We start from the raw sequence: 23436 nt of genomic DNA, 5'->3' as shown, positions 1-23436 counted from the left end.
TGATAAAAAATGCAATGACTTGATTATGTCTTTAAGTTTATAGAAAGAATTTTTAGAACAAATGCTTTTAAAGCAAGATACAAAACTAAAAATAGTAAAAAACTTGCTCATATTTTAAAAAGTAAAAAATGACAAGTTGTTGATATAAGAAACTCTCTTGCTTATGGAGAGAATCATCTTCAGGGAACTATAAATATTCCTGTTACTACATTCAACTTTAAATACTTTAAGATGCTCGATAAAAAAAATAAGATTCTTATAATTGATGAAGACTCAAGAAGTCATTTATCAATCTATAAAAGTTTAAAAGTAAAAGGATTTAAAGTTTATATTCTATATGATGGTTATAAAAATATCAGAAACAATCCTGACTTTGATAAATTAACTAAAGTTGTTTTATATTAAAAAAAATAGAACTTTGCAGTTCTGTTTTTTTTAATCTTCTTCTATTTCCCTAAAAAATTCAATTGGTTCAACATTTAAAGCCTTTGCTATTTTTTCCACAGACTTTAGAGATATATTTCTTTTACCTCTTTCGGCATCTGAAATATAATTTCTATGAAGTTCAGAACTAAAACTTAGTTCTTCTTGTGTTAGTTGTGCATTTACCCTTATTCTTTTCATGTTTTTACTAAATGTTTTAATTATATCTTTTTGCATTTTTTTAGTCTCCAATTGTATTTGCTAACTTACTTATAATTTTAAATAAGTTGCTTATTCCAGATTTTGTAATTGCTACGTTTTTTTCATTCATTAAATATTCTAATTCAGAGAATGAAGCATCTGGATTTTCAAGTCTTATTTCAGATAACATTTGCGCTTTAGGCGATAGTTCCGAAATAAGATTGTTCTTTAAGATCAAATTAATTTCTTCAATTTGTTTTAATCCTGTAGCAGAAGATTTTTGTTGATTATAAATATCTATATTAATCATTCTATTTATATTATTACTTACATCTCTGTTTATTCTGGTGTTCTCAAATTTCATTACAGAAATAGATGCATCAATGAACTTTAAAAAATCTGAAACGGCAATTGATTTTTTAATATAGCAAACCGTTTTATTTCCTTTGCTTGTAGTTTTAAAGTTAAAATGATATTTTTTAAGAATCTTAGTTATATAGATTGCAGATTCTTTTTCTTTAAATTGTAATTCTAAATGATAGTTAGTTGTTTCGGGAGAATTAACACTCCCAACAGCTATGAACATTCCAGAAACATAAGCTCTTGTAAGCTCCTGCCTTATTTTCTTTTCGTACTTTTCTAGGTCAATTTCAATTATTTTGTTACTTGTTTTCGTATCAAAAATATTATGTTGTTCTAAAAATTCAATTACCTTATCAGTTAACATTAATTGATATATTTTATTTTTTCTAAGTTTTTGAATTTGTATAATTGATATTTCTATATTACCCTCATATATAGTTTTTAGAATGGAGAATATATTCCTAATGACGTTATTACTGTTGCTTGTTAATCTTAAAGCAGCACCATTATTAGTATAAATTAACTCCCCATTATATTTTATAAAACCAGACAATAGCATTATCTTTTGTTCTTCTGTAAATGTATGGTTTAAAATTTCTTCTTTAACTTCCATTGCAAAAGACATGCTATCACCCTATTTCTTTTCTAGTTTTTTTTCAAGTTTCTCTTTTATTTTTTGTTCTTTAATTTTGTTTTTTTGTATTTTTTGATTTGTTTTTATTTTATTTTTATCTTCTCTTGGCTCATTTTTTATAAAAGGTTTTATGGTTTGTATTTCTTCTTCACTAAGATAGAAATATTCTTGTTCATAAATTAAACCGGTTTTTCTAAATAAATAAGGTATGACTCATTGAGCCGATATAGCAACAATTAATCCGGCTACCATCGACAGTCCGATGATAACCAGAGATAAAGTTCTTTGATACATTATGAATAAATGATCAATAGGTCTGCCTGTTTCAAGTATAAATCTAACTAAGTTCCAAAAAAAGAAATATAAACCAGCTTGTACACCTGCTCTTACCAAGGTATAACCTTGGGGGTTGTTACATTTAGATAACAACTGTCCTTGCTTTCATTTTCTTTTTAAATAATTTTTGTCATCTATTTTTTTGTATTCACTTTTATATAATTCTATTTCTTTATAATCATGATTTGCAAAAACTTCTGTTCTTCAAATTTTAAATTTAGACATATTAGATTCGAATTTATTAGGATTTACTTTTCAAGGTTTCTTACCTATTCACTTACCAATATTTGGTATCACAAACGTTATTATCGCTCAAGCCGCTATTAAACTAATTGATTCATATAGGAATATTGGAGACATTAGATATAGTTGTCCATCTATCCATTCTTCTCCAGCACCTTTGTTGTTATATTGAAAAACCATATTTCTTCTTATGAAGTACGGCAATCAAGATAAAGCTGATGTTTGACCATCATTTCAAGCAGCTATAGGTTGACCAAATATTTCATGATTAAAGAAGTTACCCCATCTACCAACACCTTGACCTATTAGTACGTTTGGAATTATGCAATCTGCATATACCCATAAAGAGACTTTAGTTTTCTTTCCTAAAAAATAGAATATAACTATTCCAGCTAAGGTACCTGCGTAAACTCCTCCGTGAATTGCCATTCCACCTTCTCAAAAAGCAAATAAACCAAAGAACCCAACTCCGTTTGCATTTTCTCCAGGGCCAGCAGCATTTAATTTACCAAAGAAACTAGCACCTAAAAGTCCTACTGGAACTATTATTGCAGCTGCAATTCAAAGTTCATTTAAAGAGATTCCTCTTCTATATAATCTTCAAGCGGAAATAGCAATTGCTAAAATAACACCCATCGTCATTGTAAATGCATATACATGAAAAAAGCCGTAGTCAGACTTAATATTTCACAAGCCTTGACCTGGGTCGCCTCACTTATTACCTTGTTCTCAACTAAGTAACATTTTTAATCAACACCTTTTTAACTTTGTTTATTTTAACATAGCAAGCAGTAAAAAACCTTGATATTTTAATCAAGGCTTTCAATATAATTAACTGCATTTTGTCCGGCTAATGCTCCGTCAGCTGTTGCTGTTGCGATTTGTCTAAATGGTGTATTTCTAACATCTCCCGCTACAAATAAACCTTCAATTTTAGTTCTCATTCTTTCATCTCCAACAACATGTTTTTCTTCATCCAATATTTGAATTTGTTTAACAAAGTTTGTAACTGGATAGAATCCGATAAATGGGAAAACAGCGTTTACAGGTATTTCTCTTTCTGAGTTCTCTAAAGTATTTTTTATTTTAACAGAAGATACTTTATCTTCTCCTTGAATACTTTCAACAACTGAATCTAATATAAATTCAATTTTTTCATTTGATCTAGCTTTTTCTAAAGTCTTCTGATCAACTCTAAATTTTTGGCTTCTATGGATTAAGTAAACTTTAGAAACAAATCTTGTTAAAAAGATTGATTCTTCAATTGCACTATATCCTCCACCAACAACTGCAACAGGCATTTCTTTATAAAAACTACCATCACATACGGCACAATAAGAAACACCTTTTCCATATAACTCTATTTCTCCAGGAACACCTAAAAGATTTTCTTTTGTTCCTGTAGCAATTATTAGTGCTTTTGATGTAAGAGTTTTACCATTTTCTAATTCCACTGTGAAAATATCTGTTTTATCAAAATCTTTAAGACCTGAATATTCAAATTGAGCACCCATTGCTGTTGCTTGTTCAAAAAAATGCATTGCAAGTTCTGGTCCTTGAATCATTGTAAAACCAGGATAGTTTTCAATTTCTCCTGTTTTAATTACTTTCCCACCGGGAGCTTCTTTTTCTAACAATAAAACACTAAGTCCTGCTCTTCCAGCATAAATAGCTGCACTAAGACCAGCAGGTCCAGCACCAGCTATAATTAAATCAAAATCTGTATTAATATGATTTTTCATATAATCAACCCTCTTCTCTTCATTTTTTAGGAGCTATAAATTGTGCACAAACTAAAGTTGCAACACCTAACAATAAGAATCCAAATAAAAATAGGTAATTTAAAATTGAAGCTTCTTTTATTGTTAATTCATATGGATTTCTTAATGGATCTAATATAAACCTTATTATAGTATATCCACACATATAAACTCCAGTTAAAACACCACAATGAACAACCCTATAATTATTAGGATTATTTAATTCGTATAAACCTTTTGAATCTCTTTTTCAAAAAGAAATTAATGAGTTTTTTTCAATTTTTAATTTATTTAAATCTACTTTGTAATTATTTTTAATATCTTTTTTAGCTAACTTAAATTCTTGCTTTGTTATTTTGCCTTTATTTAATTTAACTTTTTGTAATTCAATTTCTTGATTAACTTTAACAACTAAACTATTATATTTTTCTCTCGCTTTTAAAGCAAGAGTTTTTTGATTATTTATTTTAGTTTGTTCTGCTTCAACCAAAGTTCTACTTGGTTCATATAGAGTGTAGGCTTTTTTTCATGCCCAACTTTCAGAAAGATATATCTTGCCGTTTTTGTCTGTTAAATATTTAACAGGAATTTGAGTATTATAATCTGGTAATTGATTTTGATCAATTGATTTGTATTGTTTGTTAAACTTGCATGGGAAATTTATAGGATCAATTTTTCAAGGTTTTTTGCTTGTTCATTTTCCAATGTTTGCAAATACAAAAGTTATTAATAAAAATAATACCAAGGTAGCAAATGACTCGTATAAAAATAAAGGTTCATGAAATTGTAGTTTTAACGGATCTTGATTTTCAATTGCAGTACCTGGTTCATAGAAATAAAACAATCTATGTCAAATAAAATCTGGCAATCAAGTGATTTTTCACATACTTGCATTATCAACTTCTCTTCCAAGAATTTCGTGATTAAAAAGATTACCTCATCTACCAATTGATTGACCCAATAGAATATTGGGTACTATACAATCAGCGTAAACATAAATTGAAACTCTCGTAGTTTTACTTTTATACCAAAATCAAATGAATGCTGCAGTTGCACCACAAAGCATTCCACCAAAGAAACTTAAACCAGGATTTCAAAAGAAAAATAACATATATATTTTATATTGATCTCCATAAGAACCTAGCTTACCAAATATACTTGCACCAATAATACCAATTGGTAAACATATGTATATAGCATTAACAAATTCCTTAAGAGGTATTTGTCTTTTTCAAATTTTTAAAGCAGATAAACCTATAACCAAAAAAACACCTATACCAACTAGTATTGGGTACATTATTTTTAAAGAATCATATCATTCACTGTTACCATGTTGAAATCAATCAGGTATGTCTTTACCGTTTTGTCATATATTGTCATCAAAAAATTGACTAATCATTGTTGAAATTTAAAGCTCTTTCACTTAATAATTGACTTTCATCTTGGTATAAACCACTTTGTTTAATTTTTAATTTAGCAACAGCAGCTTCAATAATGTTTGGGATGTTTCTTCCTGATGAAACAGGAATTTTAATATAAGGAACATCTACACCAAGAATGTCATAAACAGCAAATGTATGTCCTAATCTTTCTGAATCATCTATTCCATTTTTCTTAAATTGAGTTAATTCTATAACTAAATCAATTTTAGTTTTTTCTAAAATAACTTGATAACCATTTGTTTGCGAAACGTCAACAATACCAATCCCTCTAACTTCAACTAAGTTTTTTAAAATCTCATGACTTTTACCATAAAGCTCATTTGATTTTTTTGTAATAACAATTCTATCGTCACCCACAAACAAGTGATTTGTTTTTACTAAGTCTAGTGTTATCTCTGATTTACCGATTCCAGATTCTCCAATAAGAAGAACTCCTTTACCAAAAATATTTACACATGAAGCATGAACTTCTGTAAGAGGTGCAAAATAATCATCCATAAATTCAAGTACACTTTGAGTAAAGTCACTTGTTGATTCAGTATTTGTTCTAACCAATAATGAATCCATTTTTATTGCAACATCTATTGCTACTTGATCTTCAAATTTATCAGTAAGTATAATCATAGGGATATTTCTTGAAAATAGTTTTTCATATCTTATACGTCTTTCATTTTCTTCAAAATTCATGATGTATGAATATTCTTTTGTAGACATAACTATTATTCTGTGAGACTTTTCTCCCTCTTCAAAATATCCAGTTAATTCAAGTCCAGCCCTATTTATTCCATAAGCTTCAATTCTGTTATCTAATTTATCTTTACCTGAAACGATCTCTAATTTGAAAGCTTCTATTAGTTTTTTTGCATAAAGTTTACTCATATTTTTTTACCTCACTAGTTATTATAACTAATATTGGTATAAAAAAACTAGATTTAATAATCTAGACTTTTTTCTATGTATTCTGTTTTAAAGCATCACACAAACTCGTTATTTCAATTAGAAAGAAGTTTTCTAATTGGCACATAAGAAATAAATGTAAATGCTATATAAATTGGTAAAGCAACTGGAAGTTTGATTAATTTTACTACAAAATCCAATCATGCAGCGGTTCCTGCTCAAGACATCATTCATATTTGGTTTAATACTAAACTTTGTAACACATATGCAAAAGTGTAAAGTATTATAACCCTTAATAAAACTCTTTTTTCTGATCTAACAAGAAAAACAAGAGAACCAGAAAATGCTAAAACACATTTACCAAACATATAACCACAATGATATGCTCCACTTGGAGGCATAGTTAATGTCATCAAAGTATCTGTACATATTGCAGATATTATTCCACACAAAGGACCGAATAATAAACCTAACAAGAATAAAATTCAATCCCCAAAAGCAAGTCTTACATTACCAAATATTGGTGGTATTTGATATGACAAACCAGTCAAAACAGCACTGCAGGCTGCAAATAATGAAATTACAGTTATGTGCTTTAGACTAATTTTTTTAAATGTAAAATTTTCAAGAGCCAAAGCAACAAATAAAATACCTAGCAACAAAATAGCTGCTCCAATATTTGTATATAAATAAAAGTTCATGTTATTCTCCTTTAAATCATTGGTATACAAGTGGAACAAAATATAAACTTCCACACACCAGTATATTTTTTTCTTTATTATTTTCTAAAAACACTTTTCAATCTTTTACTATTTCAAATTCAGAAAACTTTTCATTATCTATAGTTCAAGATTTTTTGTGATCAAACTCTGTAATGAATACTTTTCTTTTCATTTTTTTAAAAAGATGAAGCATTTTCAATTGATCTTTTCCTTCACTTGAACCAAATAGTATTATTAATTCCTTTTCATTTTTAATTTGTTTACAAAGTTTTAAAGCACCATCATAGTTATGACAACCATCTAAAATAAATAAAGGTTCTTTTCTTAAAACACTATATCGCCCTAGTGGTGATATATGAAAATCATAAAATGGTATTCCAAGATATTCCAAAACTTCTTGTGCCAAACCTTTGTTAAAAGTTTGATAATACACTGGGTCTTCAATTATTCTTGTATAAACTTTTTCATTTTTATTAACTCTTTTTATTGTTTTATTATATTTTAAATTGTCTGCACTAATAAATATTCTCACGTCTTTTTTAGCTATAGAAATTTTTTGAAATATTATTTCCTCTATGCTTAATCCTAAAACTTCTTGGTGATCTAAACCTAAAGATGTAACACAAACTGCAAGTTGATTTTCAAAAACATTAGTAGAATCTTTAACCCCACCTATACCAGCTTCAATAACTGCAACTTCAACATTTTGCTTATTAAAATAAAGTATAGATAAAAGTGTTCAAATTTCGAAAAATGTTAATTGATATTTTTTAATGACTTCATTATTTTCTGAAAGCAATCTCTTTAAATCTTCATCTGAAATAACATTGTTGTTAAATTGTATTCTTTCATTTTGATTTAAAAATGCTGGAGATGTAAATAATCCTACTCGTGAGAATTTTGTTTTTAATCCACTATAAATAAATTGTGAAGTTGAACCCTTACCGTTTGTTCCAACGACATTTATTACCTTAAACTTATTTTGTGGATTACCCAAATCCTTTAATAGTTTTTGAAGATTATAATTTTTTTTGAAGATTATTTCAGACGGTATTAAATTTTCCTCTACACTAATCATTCAAGTACTCCTTTAAATATTTCGCTGTGAAGCTATCTTTGTTTTCAATTATTTGTTCTGGTGTACCAGTAGCTAGGATTGTTCCTCCTCCACTTCCACCTTCAGGACCTAAGTCTATTACATAATCTGAAACTTTTATAAAATCTAAATTATGTTCAATTGTTAAAACAGTATTACCTTGATCTACTAAAATGTTTAACACATCAATTAATCTTTTAACATCATCAATGTGTAAACCGGTTGTTGGTTCATCTAATAAGAATAAAGTTTTACCTGTTTGTTTTTTTAGTAAAAATGTTGAAAGTTTAACTCTCTGCGCTTCTCCTCCAGAAAGAGTTGTAGCATTTTGACCCAACTTAATGTAACCAAGACCTACAGCTAAAATAGTTTCTAGTTTTTCTCTTATCTTAGGAATGTTTTCAAAGAAATCATGAGCTTCTTGGACAGTCATGCTTAATACATCTCAAATATTTTTTCCTCTATATTTTATTTGTAGAGTTTCTTCATTATATCTTTTACCATCACAAATTTCACAAACAACTTCTACATAACCTAAAAATTGCATATCAACTCTTACTACACCATCACCTCAACAAGCATCACATCTTCCACCAGGAACATTAAAACTAAATCTTCCTTTTTTGTATCCTCTTATTTTTGATTCTGGTATTTCAGTATAAAGATCTCTTATGTCATCAAATACAGAAGTATATGTAGCAGGATTTGATCTTGGTGTTTTTCCAATAGGATCTTGAGAAACATAAATAATTTTATCTACATTTTCTCAACCCTTCATAGATTTATATTTACCTGGACGAATTAATTCTTTGTTTAATTCTTTTCTTAAACCTTTATAAATAACTTCTTCAACTAAAGTTGATTTACCACTACCACTAACTCCAGTAACAGAAATAAATTTACCCAAAGGAAGTGTTACATCAATATTTTTTAAATTATTTTCTGTAGCGCCTTTGATTTCTATTTTTAAACCATTACCACCTCTACGTTTTTTTGGAGTTGGTATAGATAATTGTTTTGATAAATATTTACCAGTTAGTGAGTTTGGGTTTTTACAAATTTCTTCGTAAGTACCTTGGGCTGTAATATTTCCACCATCAACTCCAGCACCAGGACCAATATCAACAATTCAATCTGAAGCTTTCATTGTATCTTCATCATGTTCAACAACTATTAAAGTATTTCCTAAGTCTCTTAATTTTTTTAAAGTAGAAATCAGTTTGTCGTTATCTCTTTGATGTAAACCAATTGAAGGTTCATCTAAAACATAAAGCACTCCAGAAAGTTTTGAACCTAATTGTTTTGCCAATCTAATTCTTTGTGCTTCTCCTCCAGAAAGAGTTGTTGCACTTCTTGAAAGAGTTAGATAATTTAAACCAACTTCATTTAAAAAACTTATTCTTGAAAGTAATTGATTTAAAACTAAGCTTGCAATTTTTTCTTGTTGCTCTGTTAAATTTAAATTTAGTAAGAAAGTTAATTCTTCTTTAATTGTCATTTCTACAAAGTCTGCAATTGATAATCCATTTATTTTTACACTAAGTGCAATATCATTTAATCTTTTTCCATCACAAGTCTTACATACTTTTGACATCATGTATTTTCCGTAATACTTTCTGTTCTCTTCAGATTTTGTTTCAATATATTTTCTTTCAATCAAGGTTGCTATACCTTCTATATAATCAAAAGCTCTTAAAACATTTCCACTAACAGTTGTAATTTTAGTTTCGATTGGTTCTTCACTCCCATAAAGAATTACATTAATTTGTTTTTCACTTAATTTATTTATTTGCACATTTAAGTCTATTAAATAATAATCACATAATAATTTAAATCTTTGTCATTCTATATTTGTAGTGTCTACAATATTTTTATAATATAAAATACCACCTTCTCTTATTGAAAGTGTTGAGTCTGGGATTATAAGTCCAGGGTCAGCTTCTAAGTTAACTCCAAGCCCTGAACAAGTTTCACATGCTCCATTTTTTTTGTTAAATGAAAATAGATTAGCTTCTAGATTTGGTATTGAAAAACCACATTCACTACATGAGTATTTGGTTGAGAATAATTTTGTTTCATCATTTCTTTTTGGATAATGAATTTTTATTAGACCATTTGAATAACCAAGACCAACTTCAATAGCAGAATAAATTCTTGATTGTAAATCTTCATCCTCTAATTTATAAATAAGTCTATCAACAACTATATCAATATTATGTCTTTTGTTTTGTTCTAATTCAATTTCTTCTTCTAGACTTTTTACTTCTCCATTAATTTGTACTCTTAAAAAGTTTTCTTTTTTTAATTTAGATAATAAATCTTTGTGTGTTCCTTTTTTATCTCTAACAACAGGAGCTAAAATAAATATTTGATCTTCTTCTTTTGTTTCTTTTTTTATAGTTTCAATTATTTCTTTTAGTGAAGAAGTTTTAATTGGACCGTGACCATTTATACAAAATGGAGTTCCAATATTTGCAAATAATAATCTTAGGTGATCATGTATTTCTGTTGTAGTTCCAACTGTTGATCTTGGATTGTGACTTGTTGTTTTTTGATCAATAGAAATTGCAGGACTAAGACCTTCGATTTCATCTACATCAGGTTTCTCTACTGATTTTAAAAATTGTCTAGAAAAAGAAGAAAGAGATTCTATATATCTTCTCTCTCCTTCTGCATAGATTGTATTAAAAGCCAAAGAAGATTTACCACTTCCAGAAAGTCCAGTGAAAACTACAAGTTTTTCTTTAGGAATTTCAATATCAATATTTTTTAAATTATGTTCTCTAGCACCTTTAACAATTATTTTTTTATTCATAATAATACCTTCTAACTTTCTGCTTGCAATTCTAAAATAAGATCTCTAAGTTCAGCTGCCTTCTCATAATTTTGTTCTTTGGCTGCAGTTAACATTTGCTTTCTTAAATCAGAAATCAAGTCTTCTTTTTTCTTTTCTTTTTCTTTTTTCTTTAATGATTTTAATTCTTCAACTTTATTTCTAATATTATAATCAGAAATAACATCAGTAATTTTTTTAATAATAGTTTTTGGAGTTATTCCATGAACCCTATTGTATTCTTCTTGTATATTTCTTCTTCTATCAGTTTCTTCAATGGCTTCTTTCATTGCTTGAGAAGTTGAGTCTGCATAAAATATAACTCTACCTTCAGAGTTTCTTGCAGCTCTACCTATTGTTTGTATTAAACTTCTAGTGTTTCTTAAGAAACCTTGTTTGTCAGCATCTAAGATACAAACCAAACTCACTTCAGGAATATCTAAACCTTCTCTTAACAAGTTAACTCCAACTATAACATCATAAACTCCTCTTCTTAAATCTGTTAGCACTTGATTTCTCTCTAAAGTTTTTAATTCAGAGTGAAGGTATGCTACTTTTAAATTTCTTGATTGTAAATATGTTGTTATGTCTTCTGATATTCTTATTGTGATAGCAGTGATAAAAACTTTTTGTCCTTTTTCAACAACTTTATTTATTTCATCAACTATGTCATTCATTTGATTTACAGTAGAGCGAATTTCAATTTGTGGATCAACAAGACCTGTTGGTCTAATAATTTGTTCAACAACCTTATTATCTGTTAACTCTAATTCGTAAGGTCCTGGTGTTGCAGAAGTATAAATTACATTTTTTAATTTGCCTGCAAACTCTTCAAACTTCAATGGTCTATTATCAATAGCACTTGGTAATCTAAAACCATGTTCAATCAAAGTTTCTTTTCTACTTCTGTCAGTATTATACATAGCATTAAGTTGAGGTATCATCATGTGAGACTCATCTATAATAGTTAAAAAGTCATCTCCAAAATAATCTATCAAAGTAAATGGAGGAATTCCTGGAGCTCTAAAGTCTAAATGAGGAGAATAGTTTTCTATACCACTACATATTCCAAATTCACTCATTGTTTCCATATCATATTTTGTTCTTTTTAAAAGTCTGTCTGCTTCAATAAATTTTTTTTGATCTTGGAATCATTGAACTCTTTGCTCTAATTCTTTTCCAATATTTTCGACAACTAATTTCATTTTATCAAAGTTAGTTACATAAGCTGCTGCTGGATAAACTGTAAACATTCTTAGTTTTTCTAAAACTGTATTGTTTAATATATCAATCATTTCAATTGATTCTATTTCATCTCCAAACATAGATATTCTTATGTGATACTTATCAGTTCAACTTGGTGCAATTCTTATTACATCACCTTTTGCACTAAAGTAACCCATAGCCAAATCAGTTTCGTCTCTTGTATAACCTGTTTGAACTAAAAAAGTTAGTAAGTCTTTTTTTGACAATACTTGTCCTACTTGTAGTTCAAAAAATACATCTCCATATTCTTTTGGATCTTGAGTTGCATAAATACAAGCAACAGAAGCAACAACTATTGTATCTTTTCTTATCATAAGTGCATTCATTGCACTTAATCTCATCATTTCTAAATCATTATTTCTTTTAGCGTCTTTATCTATATATAAATCCCTTGAAGGAATATATGCTTCTGGTTGATAGAAATCAAAGTTTGAAACATAATATTCAACTCTATTGTTCGGGAATAATTCCTTTAACTCTATATAAAGTTGCATCGCAAGAGTTTTGTTGTGCGCTAAAACCAAAGTTGGTTTATTAATTTCTTTTATAACATTTGCCATAGTAAAAGTTTTACCAGTTCCTGTGGCACCCATAAGCACTTGGTGTTTAACATCATTTTTTAAACCATCAATTAATTTGTTAATTGCTTGTGGCTGATCACCGCCTGGTTTATATTCAGTGACCAAGTCGAATTTCATATTTTTATTTTCCATACAACACCTCCACTATAATACTTAAAAAATCTAGGACTTTGCCCCTAGAGATGTTATGTACTAGCAATATTTTACATAGTTCTATAAAAAAAACAAGAATTAATTCTTGTTCTTTGTTTTTAATTAAAATTAGAAAATATTTTTACTATCCTAATTTTGTCTTTGTTTGTACTTGTTCTGTATCTTCTATATCATCTTCTGAAATAGAACCATCGGGATTAGTTTTGAAAACTTTTTTTACATTTCCATCTTCATCAGTAACTGCGAATTCTTTTTGTTTAGCTTCAAATTGAGTTGCCAATGCCATAAGTATTTGAGTTTCAATTAATAAAGTTGTTTTTTCTTCTTCGCTTTTAGCTGCTTTCATAAGGTTATCAAAACCTTCTTTAACTTGTTCTCTATTGAATATTTTTTCAAGTTTGAATTTTGAAACTATTTTTTCAATAGCTTCAAAAGATAACTCAGATGCTTGTTTACTTTGTTGAGCAAACATTTCATCTAATTTTTTCATTAATCCATCAAGAACAGCAAATTGGAAATCAAGTTTTTCAATTTCTTGTTTGTTATCTTTGAACTCATCTTTAAGTTCTTTGAATCTTTTTTCAACATTAACTCTTGCAAATTTTTCTTTAGGTATTTTTCATTCCTCTAAGATTTGATCTATATCTTTATCACTTATGTTAACTGTTTTAGGTTCTGGTTGTGTAAATTGAATTTCTTCTTTGTTAGAATTCATTTCACTTACAAATGAACCATTTAATTTTACAATTGTTTCTTCAGCAATCATAATTTTCATCTTATTAAATAATTTAGCTGATTCCTCTACATATTCATGAAGTGGATTGTTTTGTGCGTATTGTTGTAAATAAATACCACTTCTTAATTTTTGAGTTAAGTTAATATGTTTTTGTCAATGATGATCTAAACTTTGAAGAATAGTTCTTCTTTCCATTTCTGAAATAACTTCTTGAGGGACAGCGCTAGTTTTAGCAATATAAAGTTCCATCATTTTTTCAGATATTTTTTTTGCTATGTCTTGTTTTTCAAGACCAACAAAATCTTTTTCTGTAAGAGAATTTTCTAAAACAAATTTACCATCAATTTCTTGTATAAGTGAATTTATATTTATTGTTCTTTCACCTCTAACAAGTTCAGAATTTCTTTCCACCATTTCGTATGCTATTGTGTATTGGAATCTTGATAGAACAACCTTTAAAGTTTCTTGTTCTAATATAGAATCCCTTTGTGCATAAATAGCTTCACGTTGTTGAGATAGAATGTTGTCATAGTCAAGAACATTTTTACGTTGATCAAAGTTTAAACCTTCTAATTTTTTTTGAGCATTAGTAATTGCTCTAGTAAACATTTTAGATTTAATGTGATCATCTCCAAGTTTTAAAAACATTTGTCTTAGTTTTGGAGATGAGAAACGCACCATAAGTTCATCATCCATAGAAATATAAAATCTTGAACTTCCTGGGTCACCTTGTCTTCCAGCTCTACCACGTAATTGGTTATCAATACGTCTTGCTTCGTTACGTTCTATACCCATAACAAATAATCCACCATTGTCTTTTGCTTCTTGTGATAATTTAATGTCAGTTCCACGACCAGCCATGTTTGTAGCCAATGTTATTGATCCAACTTGTCCAGCTTTTTCAACTATCTCTGCTTCTCTATGGTGATTCTTAGCATTAATCATTTCAAACTTCATACCAGCTTTTTCAAGATATCTTGAAACTTGCTCTGATGATTCAACTGATGTTGTACCAATAAGAACAGGTCTTCCAGATTGAATTACTTCTTCTAAATCTCTAACTAAATGTTTTAGTTTGGCATTTGTAGTTCCAAATGTTAAATCCGGTTCATCAACTCTTATAATTGGTTTGTTTGTAGGACAAACTATAACTCTTGTATTATAAATTTTCAAGAATTCTTCTTCTTCTGTTTTTGCAGTTCCTGTCATACCAGAAAGTTTATTATAAAGTCTGTAGAAATTTTGGTAAGTAATAGTAGCTAAAGTTGTAGTTTCTTCTTCTATTTCTACACCTTCTTTTGCTTGTAAAGCTTGTTGTAAACCATCACTATAAGCTCTACCAGGCATTGTTCTACCAGTAAATTGATCAATTAAAATTATTTCATTATCTTGAACTGTATATTCAACTTCTAATTTAAATGTGAATAAAGCTTTTAAGGCATTCATAATTAAGTGAAATAACTCTGTGTTTCTAAAATCAAATAAGTTTTCTATACTAAAAAATGAGTGAGCTTTTTTAATTCCTGAATCAGTAAGATAGACTTGTTTTGATTCTAAATCCATTTCAATATCAGTGTTTTGATCTAGTGTTTTTGCAAAACCATCTGCAGCTTTGTATAAATTAATTCTGTTTTGGCTTCCTCCAGAAATTATAAGTGGAGTTCTTGCCTCATCGATAAGAATTGAGTCGGCCTCATCGATAATTGCAAAGTTAAGTTTTCTTTGCACTTTTTGTTCTAAACGATATACCATATTATCTCTTAGGTAGTCAAAACCTAATTCAGAGTTTGTTGTATATGTTATATCTTGTGCATATGCATTTCTCTTTTGATCTTTTGAAAGATCTCTACCATTTAAACCAACCGTTAAACCTAGCATATTATAAACTTGTCCGTTTATTTCGCTATCCCTTTGTGAAAGATATTCGTTAACTGTAACAACATGAACACCAAGACCAGATAAGGCATTTAAGTATGCAGGAAAAAGACCTGTTAAGGTTTTACCTTCACCAGTTCTCATTTCTGCTATATCACCTTCATGTAAAATAATTGCTCCAATAAGTTGAACTCTATAAGCTCTCATTTTAAGAACTCTATAGGCAGCTTCTCTAACCACCGCAAACGCTTCAACTAAAAGATCATCTAAAGTTTCGCCTTTTTCTAATCTTTCTTTAAATTCTTGTGTTTTGTTTGATAGTTCTGAATCACTTAATTTTTCATACACTGATTCTAGTGAGATAATTTCATCGGCTGTTTTACCGTGTTTTTTAATTATCGCTTTATCTCTTGCCATTAAAAACTACTCCTTCTTTATTAAGTCAAAAATCTTAATGATTATACAATGATTAAGCCCAAATATAAAGGTGTCAGGCCAATATTTAAAAATAAAAAAACCTTTAAATAAAGGTTTTATCTGTTTTGTTGACTTTTAACGTGATCCATAAACATTTTTAGTTTGCCTTTGGCTCCATCTTTTACTTTTTTTCTAAATCAAGTTGCATTACCAAATAATGCACCTGAGAAACCAACTGCTTGTTTTGCTCATCTTTTAAAATTAAAACTATCTACATGTTTAACTATTAAACCATCTTCAGTTTCCATTTTAGAAGTTACAATGTTTACAACTTTTCTTTTTTTAGGTCCAAATAAATATGTAGCTTTTCAAACAACAACTATTTTTCCGTTTTTTTCTTCAACAGTATAGTTAACTTCAAATTTTGAATCGGCTCTTGTAGAAACCAACATTATTCACATGAATCTAGCTTCTTCTGCATTTAGTTCCCCAAATGTTGGATCTTGAAATGTAACTTTTGGAGAATATAAACTCACCATTTTATTTGAATCACCTTGTTTAAAGGCTTCATAAAAATCAGATATAACTTTTTTATCTTGCATGCTTTGTGCTCCTTTGGAAAAGGATAACACTTTTATAAGAATAAATCAAATAATATGATATTTTTGCTTATTAAAAGGTAGAATAATAAGTGGTAAAAGTTATGATATTTTTAAAAATATTAAACGACGAAAAGATTGTAGAACATGAATATACAATAAAGAAATCAAAATTCATTACCTATATTTCAAAAATAAAAAACAAAGAAGACTTAGAGAAGTTTATAAAAGAAAATCAAGATAAGAACGCTACTCACAATTGTTTCGCTTATAGATACGGTGATGAGAAATTAACTTATGGCTATAACAATGATGGAGAACCTAACGGAACAGCTGGAGAACCATTATTAAAGTTAATTGAAATCAATAACCTTACAAATATAATTATCTTTGTTAAAAGATATTATGGCGGAATAAAGTTAGGAACTGGAGGGTTGCAAAAGGCTTATAGTCATTCAGCAATTGAACTTATTGATAACCTAAACTTTAAACAATTAGAGTTTCTTTTCAATGTAAAGATCAGTTTTAAAATTTTTGATATTAAAAGCATAACTTTGTTTTTAAACAATATAGCTAGTGAAATTATTTATGAATATGAAAACGACTTTGTTTATGCCAACTTTAAAATGGATGATATTTTAAAATTAGATCCAATAAAAAATAAAATAGAGATTACAAAAAAAGAACAAGGGTATTACTAAAAAGGAGAACAACAATGGATAAGAAAAAAGTGGTAATCATAGATGGATATCACCTTCTTCATAAAGGTTATTATGGTAGTTTAAAAAGAAAAAAAGTAGCAATGAACAGAGATGGTGTTTTGATAAATGCTGTCTATGTATTTGTAGCAAACATTTTTCAATTGGTACAATCAAATGAGTACCACACCGTAATAGTTACTTTTGATGTTGGTAAAGAATGTTGAAGAAGAGAAATATATCCCGATTATAAAGCAACAAGAAAAGAAACACCTTCTGATTTAATTCCTCAAATGCAATTAGTTAGAGACTTCTTAACTTCAGCAAACATTCCTTGATATGAAAAAGTGAAATTTGAAGGCGACGACATAATGGGAACTATTTCAAGAATAGCTGTTAAGTTAGGTTATCAAGTTGATATTGTTTCAAATGATAAAGATACATATCAACTTGTATCAGATGATGTTAGAATCGTTTCTCAACAATCAAAAAAATGCAAGCAAGAAATAATAACAGCAAAAGAAGTATTTGAAAAATTTGGATGTAAACCATGTCAAATACCAGATATAAAATCTTTACTTGGAGATCAATCAGACAACATTAAAGGTGTAAGAGGTATGCATTATAATACTGCTACAAAACTTATTTCTAAATATGGTTGTGTTGAAAATGTATATAAAAATATTAATGACTTTCCAGAAGAACAAAGAAAAAAACTTGAGCAATGTAAAGAACAAGTTTTAATGAACAAACAAATTGCAAGAATACTAAAAAACGTTGAAATAGGTAGAGTTAACTTTAAACCACTTAGAATAAACTATGTTAGATTCATGGGGTTCTTAAAAAGAGAAAAAATGTGAGCCTTTACTAAAATGATAGAAGATAAAGTTCAAAAACAATTAGCTTATAGAGAAAAAAGAAAAGCAGAACAAGAATTAAATTCTTAGTTCTGCTTTTCTTATTTTTTTAATCTTTGACCTTTTTCGTCAACTTCATATAATCTTTGAGTTAATATCTTAACTTGTTCTTTAGAAACTTGTAAAATTCCTCTGTGTAAGTGAATATACTTTACAGTTCCATTAACTTCATATTTCATATCACCTATCAATAATGTTGAAACTATTGGTGAGTGATTTGAATATATAGTTACTTGTCCATCTGCAGTTCTAACACTTACAGATTCAACTTTTAAATCATCTATGTATATTCCATCAGGCGTAATTATTTTAAGTTTAGTTAATTCCATTATTTTTTAGTATTAAATCTTTCAATAACTTCTTGAACAGAACCTGCATACATGAATAAAACTTCTGGAATGTGATCTAAATCACCTTTTAAAATTGCATCAAATGAACTTATTGTATCTGCTACTGGAACGTATTTTCCACTTCTTCCAGTAAATTTTTCTCCAACAGTAAATGGTTGTGACATAAAGTTTCTTATTTTTCTAGCTCTATTAACAACTATTTTGTCTTCTTCTGAAAGTTCTTCCATACCAAGAATAGCAATAATTGATTGTAACTCTTTATACTTTTGTAAAGTTTCTTGAACTTTTAAAGCTATTTGATAATGGTTTTCTCCAACAATTTGTGGATCTAACATTCTTGAACTTGAATTTAATGGGTCAATTGCAGGATAAATTCCTAATGAAGCAATAGTTCTATCTAAAACAACACGCGCATCTAGGTGAGCAAATGTTGTTGCAGGAGCTGGGTCAGTTAAGTCATCAGCTGGAACATAAACTGCTTGAACAGATGTAATTGATCCTTTTTGAGTTGAAGTAATTCTTTCTTGAAGTGCTCCCATTTCTGTTGCAAGTGTTGGTTGGTAACCAACAGCTGAAGGCATTCTTCCTAATAAGGCAGAAACTTCTGAACCTGCTTGAGTAAATCTAAAGATGTTATCAATAAATAATAGTACATCTTGATTTTTTACATCTCTAAAGTACTCTGCGATTGTAAGTCCAGTTAAAGCAACTCTCATTCTTGCTCCTGGTGGTTCGTTCATTTGTCCAAACACTAATGATGTTTTATCAATAACACCAGCATCTATCATTTCGTAGTAAAGGTCATTACCTTCTCTTGTTCTTTCACCAACTCCAGCAAAAACAGAAATTCCACCGTGAGCCTTGGCAACGTTATTAATTAGTTCTTGAACTAAAACTGTTTTACCAACTCCAGCTCCACCAAATAATCCAATTTTTCCACCTTTTGCAAATGGCATCATTAAGTCAACAACTTTAATTCCAGTTTCTAAAATTTCAGCAGAAGTAGCAAGTTCATCATAACTTGGAGCAAGTCTATGGATAGGCATTCTTTCGCCTTCAACTTCGGGTTTGTCGTCAATTGGATCTCCAAGAACATTAAACATTCTTCCAAGAACCTTTTCTCCAACAGGAACACTGATTGGTCTTCCTGTATTTGTTCCTATAATTCCTCTAACTAAACCTTCAGTTGGCCCCATAGCAATAGCTCTAACTAAGTCATCACCAATGTGTTGAACAACTTCTAAAACTAATTTAGTTCCATTGTTGTCTAATTCTATAGTGTTGTAAAGTTTAGGCATGTCTTCTTGTTTGAACTTAACGTCCACAACAGGACCCATTACTTGAACAACTTTACCTTGTGTAATTTTTTCTGTCATACTTATTACCTCTAATCTTCGTTTTGAGCATTTGCTCCACCAATGATTTCACTGATTTCTTGTGTAATGTTTTCTTGTCTTTTTCTATTAAACATAACACTTAAGTTTTCTGAAAGCTCTTTACCATTTTTGTTTGCAGCTTCCATGGCCATTCTTCTACTTGCTTGTTCTGAAACTTGTGATTCAATTATTGTTCCAAATAAAATTGTATTTAGATACATTGAAACACTTGTTGTTAATACTGTTTCTGGATCTGGTTCTAATATTACATCTTGATGAATATCAGAATCATCTTCTTTTTTTTCAATTGGAAACATGTCTAAAACTTTTGGCTCAAAAGTAACGTTGTTAATAAATTTTGTATACACAATTTTTATTTCATCATATTCCTTTTGAATAAAATAATCCAATAAGTTAACAGCCATCTTTCTTGATTGCTCATTTGAAAAATCAACATCTATATCTGTAAATTCTTCTTTTATATCTATACCATTTGATTTACAAAAGTTAACTACTTTTGAACCAATTGCTACAACACTATCTGTTTTTTTATTTATTAAAGGTTTCAACACTTTAAAAACATTTGAATTGTAACCTCCACATAAGCCAAGATTAGATCCAATAACTATTCATAAAGTATTTGCTGGTTTCTGATTTGGTCTTTTTAAATATATTGAATCCTCTGAGTGAGAAATAATATAATTAAAAACATCATAAACTTCATATAAGTAAGTTTGAATGCTTCCCATTCTTTTAGATATTTTTTTTAACTTAGCAGTAGCAACTAATTCCATTGCCCCTGTTATTTTTCCAATATCTTTTATATTACTTATTTCGGTTTTTAATTCACTAAGATTTGGCATCTTACTTTAAGTTTTTAAACTCTTCTTCTTTACCAAAATCAGTTGCTTCATAACCTTTTATTTTTGAAGTCATATTTTTTAATATTGATACAATTTGTGATTTAACATCAGCATAAAGTTTATCACTAAACTCTTTTTCTGTTGCTAATAATTTTCTTAATGCTTTAGCATTATTATCATTTTCGAAATGGTTTATTATTGCTTCCTTAAAGTTAACCATTTCGTTTAGTGGTAACCATTTTATTAATCTTTCTTTTATAGCTAACAATATTATTGATTGATCAATTTGTGATATTGGTTTGTATTGTCTTTGTTTTAAAAGTTCAACAATTTTTTGACCATGACTTAAAGTTTCTTTTGTAGTTTCGTCTAAGTCACTTCCAAATTTTGCAAATGATTGTAATTCGTAATATTGAGCTAATTCTAATTTTAAAGTTCCTGCTACTTGTTTAACAGCTTTGATTTGAGCTGATGATCCAACTCTTGAAACTGATAAACCAGTGTCTACAGCAGGTCTTATTCCTGAGTTAAATAATTGTTCTGATAAAAATATTTGTCCATCAGTAATTGAAATAACATTTGTTGGAATGTAAGCTGAAATATCTCCAGCTTGAGTTTCAATAATAGGAAGAGCAGTTATACTTCCTCCTCCATAGTTTTCGTTTACTCTAGCTGCTCTTTCAAGTAATCTTGAGTGTAGGTAGAATACATCTCCTGGATAAGCTTCACGACCTGGTGGTCTTCTTAAAAGTAAAGCTAAAGTTCTGTATGCTATTGCGTGTTTTGATAAATCATCATACACAATTAAAACATCATCACCTTTTGCCATTCATTCTTCTGCAATTGAAACTCCAGTATAAGGAGAGATGTATTGCATTGGAGCTGACTCACTAGCTGAAGCAGAAATAACAGTTGTATATTCCATTGATCCTGCTTGTTTTAATTTTTCAACAACTTGTGCAACTGTTGATTCTTTTTGACCAATAGCTACATAAACACATTTAACATTTTTTCCTTTTTGATTAATTATTGCATCAATTGCAATTGCAGTTTTACCTGTTTGTCTATCTCCAATAATTAATTCTCTTTGTCCTTTTCCAATTGGAATAATTGAATCTATTGCTAGTAATCCAGTTTCCATTGGTTCATTCACAGATTTTCTAGACATAACTCCTGATGCAATTTTTTCAACCGGAGCAAAGTCTTTATTATTTAATGGACCATTACCATCAATTGGTAGTCCGATTCCATTTAAAACTCTTCCAAGTAATTGATCACCAACTGGTGTTTCAACAACTTTTCCTGTTCTTGTTACTTTATCACCTTGACGAATTTTTGAATCATCACCCATGATAACAGCACCAACAGCTCCATCTTCTAAATTAAGAGCCATTCCATAAATATCGTTTGAGAAAATTAAAAGTTCACCCATCATAACATCATCAAGTCCAAATAAAAGTGCTACACCATCACCGATACTTGCAACAGTACCTTCTTGTGATTCAATAACTTCTTTACCATATTCTTTTATTTGTTTTTTTATAACTTCTGATATTTCATTTATTTTAAGTGGCATGTAATCACCCCTATTTTCTATTTTCTAGTATGCTATTTTTCATATCTTCAACTTTTCCTTTTAAAGAATAGTCAAAAACATTATTAGCAACTTCAATTCTAATTCCTGCTATTAAAGAATTATCAATTTGATTTTCTAATTTAATTCTTTGGTTGATTTTTTTGTGAATTTTTTCTTCCATTATTGAAATTGATTTTTTATCAATTTCAATTGTAGAAAATATAATTCCTTTTTTAATTTCTAAACTTTCTCAAAGTTTTTTTATTGTAGCTTTTAAAATATAATTTATTGAAAAAAAGTTTTCTCTTTCTGTTATTAATTTTAAAAAATTTAAAATTAATAAATCAATTTCTTTTTTAAAAACTTCATCTACAAATTTTATTCTTTTATCTAAAGAAATAAATTTGTTAGAAAGATAATCTATTGCTTCTTGATTTTCTTCAAATATTTTTTTTAAATCTTCAAATGTTTCAGTAAATGATTCAACTTTTTTTTCTTCTATTGCTAATTCACAAATAGCAGTTGCTCAATTGTTAATTAAAGTTTGTTTTATCATTTAATTAATCCAAACTATTTATAAAGTCTTTAATCATTTTTTCATTTTTTTCTTTAGAAATATTTTCATTCATAATTTTTTCTGCTGCAACAAACGCAAGATCAATAACTTCTTGTCTCATCTGTTCTTGCATTTCATTTCTTTCAAAATCAATTGCCTTTTTAGCATGAGTTTGAATATTTGTTGCCTCTATCCTTGCATTCTCAATGATCTCTAACTTAAGATCATCTGCTTCAAGTTTAGCTGAATTGATTATTTCTTTAGATTCTTCTTTTGCAGTATCTAAAAATTTAGAAGCTACTTTGTTATTTTTATTAGCTTGAGCTTGCTTGTGTGCAGCATCATCTAATAGTTCATTTATTTTTTTTCTACGTTCTTTAATCATTTCTCTAAATGGTTTATAAACCAATTTTGTTAGTAAAATTAATATCACTATTGTAGATAAAACGTGAGCGATAAAATTTGCTAAGTTAGGAAATAGATTTTCTATAACGTTAGGTATTCCTGCTACTAAAAGCATATT

21 protein-coding genes are annotated in these 23436 nt (G+C 28.6%); 3 read left to right on the top strand and 18 right to left on the bottom strand.

The genetic code is table 4. From position 1 onward, the window contains the following. Positions 1-9: 9 nt before the first annotated feature. A complete protein-coding gene (locus AACL10_RS00355) occupies positions 10-405 on the top strand; it encodes a rhodanese-like domain-containing protein (RefSeq protein ID WP_338985229.1) in 396 nt (131 codons plus the stop codon). Between the two features lie 30 nt (positions 406-435). On the opposite strand, the gene AACL10_RS00350 is transcribed toward AACL10_RS00355, so the two are convergent. From AACL10_RS00350 to AACL10_RS00295, 12 genes are all read right to left on the bottom strand, one after another. Continuing rightward, entirely contained in the window at positions 436-660 is a 225-nt protein-coding gene (locus AACL10_RS00350) for a helix-turn-helix transcriptional regulator (RefSeq protein WP_338985227.1), read from the bottom strand. Between the two features lie 4 nt (positions 661-664). Further along, positions 665-1612 (bottom strand): DNA-binding protein WhiA, encoded by a 948-nt coding sequence (gene whiA, locus AACL10_RS00345; RefSeq protein ID WP_338985225.1) that lies wholly within the window; start codon positions 1610-1612, stop codon positions 665-667. A gap of 9 nt (positions 1613-1621) precedes the next feature. Further along, the gene (locus AACL10_RS00340; RefSeq protein WP_338985223.1) at positions 1622-2944 is read right to left on the bottom strand and encodes a prolipoprotein diacylglyceryl transferase; all 1323 of its coding nucleotides are present in this window, start codon (positions 2942-2944) and stop codon (positions 1622-1624) included. 65 nt (positions 2945-3009) lie between these two features. Next, complete coding sequence (gene trxB, locus AACL10_RS00335) at positions 3010-3942, bottom strand: thioredoxin-disulfide reductase (RefSeq protein ID WP_338985222.1); 933 nt, start codon at positions 3940-3942, stop codon at positions 3010-3012. Continuing rightward, positions 3926-5359, bottom strand: a complete 1434-nt coding sequence (locus tag AACL10_RS00330; protein WP_338985220.1) for a prolipoprotein diacylglyceryl transferase — start codon at positions 5357-5359, stop codon at positions 3926-3928. Before AACL10_RS00330 ends, trxB begins: the two co-directional genes overlap by 17 nt. Next, a complete protein-coding gene (gene hprK / locus AACL10_RS00325; RefSeq protein WP_338985218.1) occupies positions 5352-6281 on the bottom strand; it encodes an HPr(Ser) kinase/phosphatase in 930 nt (309 codons plus the stop codon). Before hprK ends, AACL10_RS00330 begins: the two co-directional genes overlap by 8 nt. A gap of 53 nt (positions 6282-6334) precedes the next feature. Beyond that, positions 6335-7000, bottom strand: coding sequence for a folate family ECF transporter S component (locus tag AACL10_RS00320; RefSeq protein ID WP_338985216.1), 666 nt, complete (start codon positions 6998-7000; stop codon positions 6335-6337). 1 nt (position 7001) lies between these two features. Further along, positions 7002-8099 carry a bifunctional folylpolyglutamate synthase/dihydrofolate synthase gene (locus AACL10_RS00315; RefSeq protein ID WP_338985214.1) on the bottom strand — a complete coding sequence of 366 codons (1098 nt, stop codon included), beginning with the start codon at positions 8097-8099 and terminating at the stop codon, positions 7002-7004. Next, complete coding sequence (gene uvrA / locus AACL10_RS00310; RefSeq protein WP_422398153.1) at positions 8092-10935, bottom strand: excinuclease ABC subunit UvrA; 2844 nt, start codon at positions 10933-10935, stop codon at positions 8092-8094. Before uvrA ends, AACL10_RS00315 begins: the two co-directional genes overlap by 8 nt. Positions 10936-10943: 8 nt before the next feature. Next, on the bottom strand, positions 10944-12929 hold the full coding sequence (gene uvrB / locus AACL10_RS00305; RefSeq protein ID WP_338985210.1) for an excinuclease ABC subunit UvrB: 1986 nt from the start codon (positions 12927-12929) through the stop codon (positions 10944-10946). Between the two features lie 145 nt (positions 12930-13074). Next, on the bottom strand, positions 13075-15978 hold the full coding sequence (gene secA, locus AACL10_RS00300) for a preprotein translocase subunit SecA (RefSeq protein WP_338985209.1): 2904 nt from the start codon (positions 15976-15978) through the stop codon (positions 13075-13077). A 116-nt stretch (positions 15979-16094) separates the two neighbouring features. After that, positions 16095-16580 carry a nuclear transport factor 2 family protein gene (locus tag AACL10_RS00295; RefSeq protein WP_338985208.1) on the bottom strand — a complete coding sequence of 162 codons (486 nt, stop codon included), beginning with the start codon at positions 16578-16580 and terminating at the stop codon, positions 16095-16097. A 101-nt stretch (positions 16581-16681) separates the two neighbouring features. Between AACL10_RS00295 and AACL10_RS00290 the strand changes: the two genes are divergently transcribed. Both AACL10_RS00290 and AACL10_RS00285 read left to right on the top strand, forming a co-directional pair. Continuing rightward, entirely contained in the window at positions 16682-17278 is a 597-nt protein-coding gene (locus AACL10_RS00290) for a YigZ family protein (RefSeq protein ID WP_338985206.1), read from the top strand. A gap of 14 nt (positions 17279-17292) precedes the next feature. Beyond that, positions 17293-18222 carry a 5'-3' exonuclease gene (locus tag AACL10_RS00285; protein WP_338985205.1) on the top strand — a complete coding sequence of 310 codons (930 nt, stop codon included), beginning with the start codon at positions 17293-17295 and terminating at the stop codon, positions 18220-18222. Positions 18223-18233: 11 nt separating this feature from the next. Here AACL10_RS00285 and AACL10_RS00280 read toward each other — a convergent pair whose 3' ends face one another. The 6 genes from AACL10_RS00280 to atpF are packed head-to-tail and all read right to left on the bottom strand — an operon-like array spanning position 18234 to position 23433. Then, the gene (locus tag AACL10_RS00280; RefSeq protein WP_338985203.1) at positions 18234-18521 is read right to left on the bottom strand and encodes a F0F1 ATP synthase subunit epsilon; all 288 of its coding nucleotides are present in this window, start codon (positions 18519-18521) and stop codon (positions 18234-18236) included. Next, a complete protein-coding gene (atpD, locus tag AACL10_RS00275; RefSeq protein ID WP_338985201.1) occupies positions 18521-19918 on the bottom strand; it encodes a F0F1 ATP synthase subunit beta in 1398 nt (465 codons plus the stop codon). Before atpD ends, AACL10_RS00280 begins: the two co-directional genes overlap by 1 nt. 11 nt (positions 19919-19929) lie before the next feature. Further along, positions 19930-20781 (bottom strand): ATP synthase F1 subunit gamma, encoded by an 852-nt coding sequence (atpG, locus tag AACL10_RS00270; RefSeq protein WP_338985200.1) that lies wholly within the window; start codon positions 20779-20781, stop codon positions 19930-19932. Position 20782: 1 nt separating this feature from the next. Then, a complete protein-coding gene (gene atpA / locus AACL10_RS00265) occupies positions 20783-22357 on the bottom strand; it encodes a F0F1 ATP synthase subunit alpha (RefSeq protein WP_338985198.1) in 1575 nt (524 codons plus the stop codon). A 10-nt stretch (positions 22358-22367) separates the two neighbouring features. After that, positions 22368-22913: a F0F1 ATP synthase subunit delta gene (locus tag AACL10_RS00260; protein ID WP_338985196.1), complete on the bottom strand. Its 546-nt coding sequence runs from the start codon at positions 22911-22913 to the stop codon at positions 22368-22370. Positions 22914-22917: 4 nt separating this feature from the next. Then, positions 22918-23433 carry a F0F1 ATP synthase subunit B gene (gene atpF / locus AACL10_RS00255; protein WP_338985194.1) on the bottom strand — a complete coding sequence of 172 codons (516 nt, stop codon included), beginning with the start codon at positions 23431-23433 and terminating at the stop codon, positions 22918-22920. Positions 23434-23436: the final 3 nt, after the last annotated feature.

Origin of the sequence: Spiroplasma endosymbiont of Diplazon laetatorius (assembly GCF_964019625.1) — a bacterium.
In the GTDB taxonomy this organism is placed as follows: Bacteria; Bacillota_I; Bacilli_A; order Mycoplasmatales; family Mycoplasmataceae; genus Spiroplasma_A.
The sequence above is the reverse complement of the archived record's forward strand: the minus strand, read 5'-3'. Positions and strand labels throughout refer to the sequence as shown.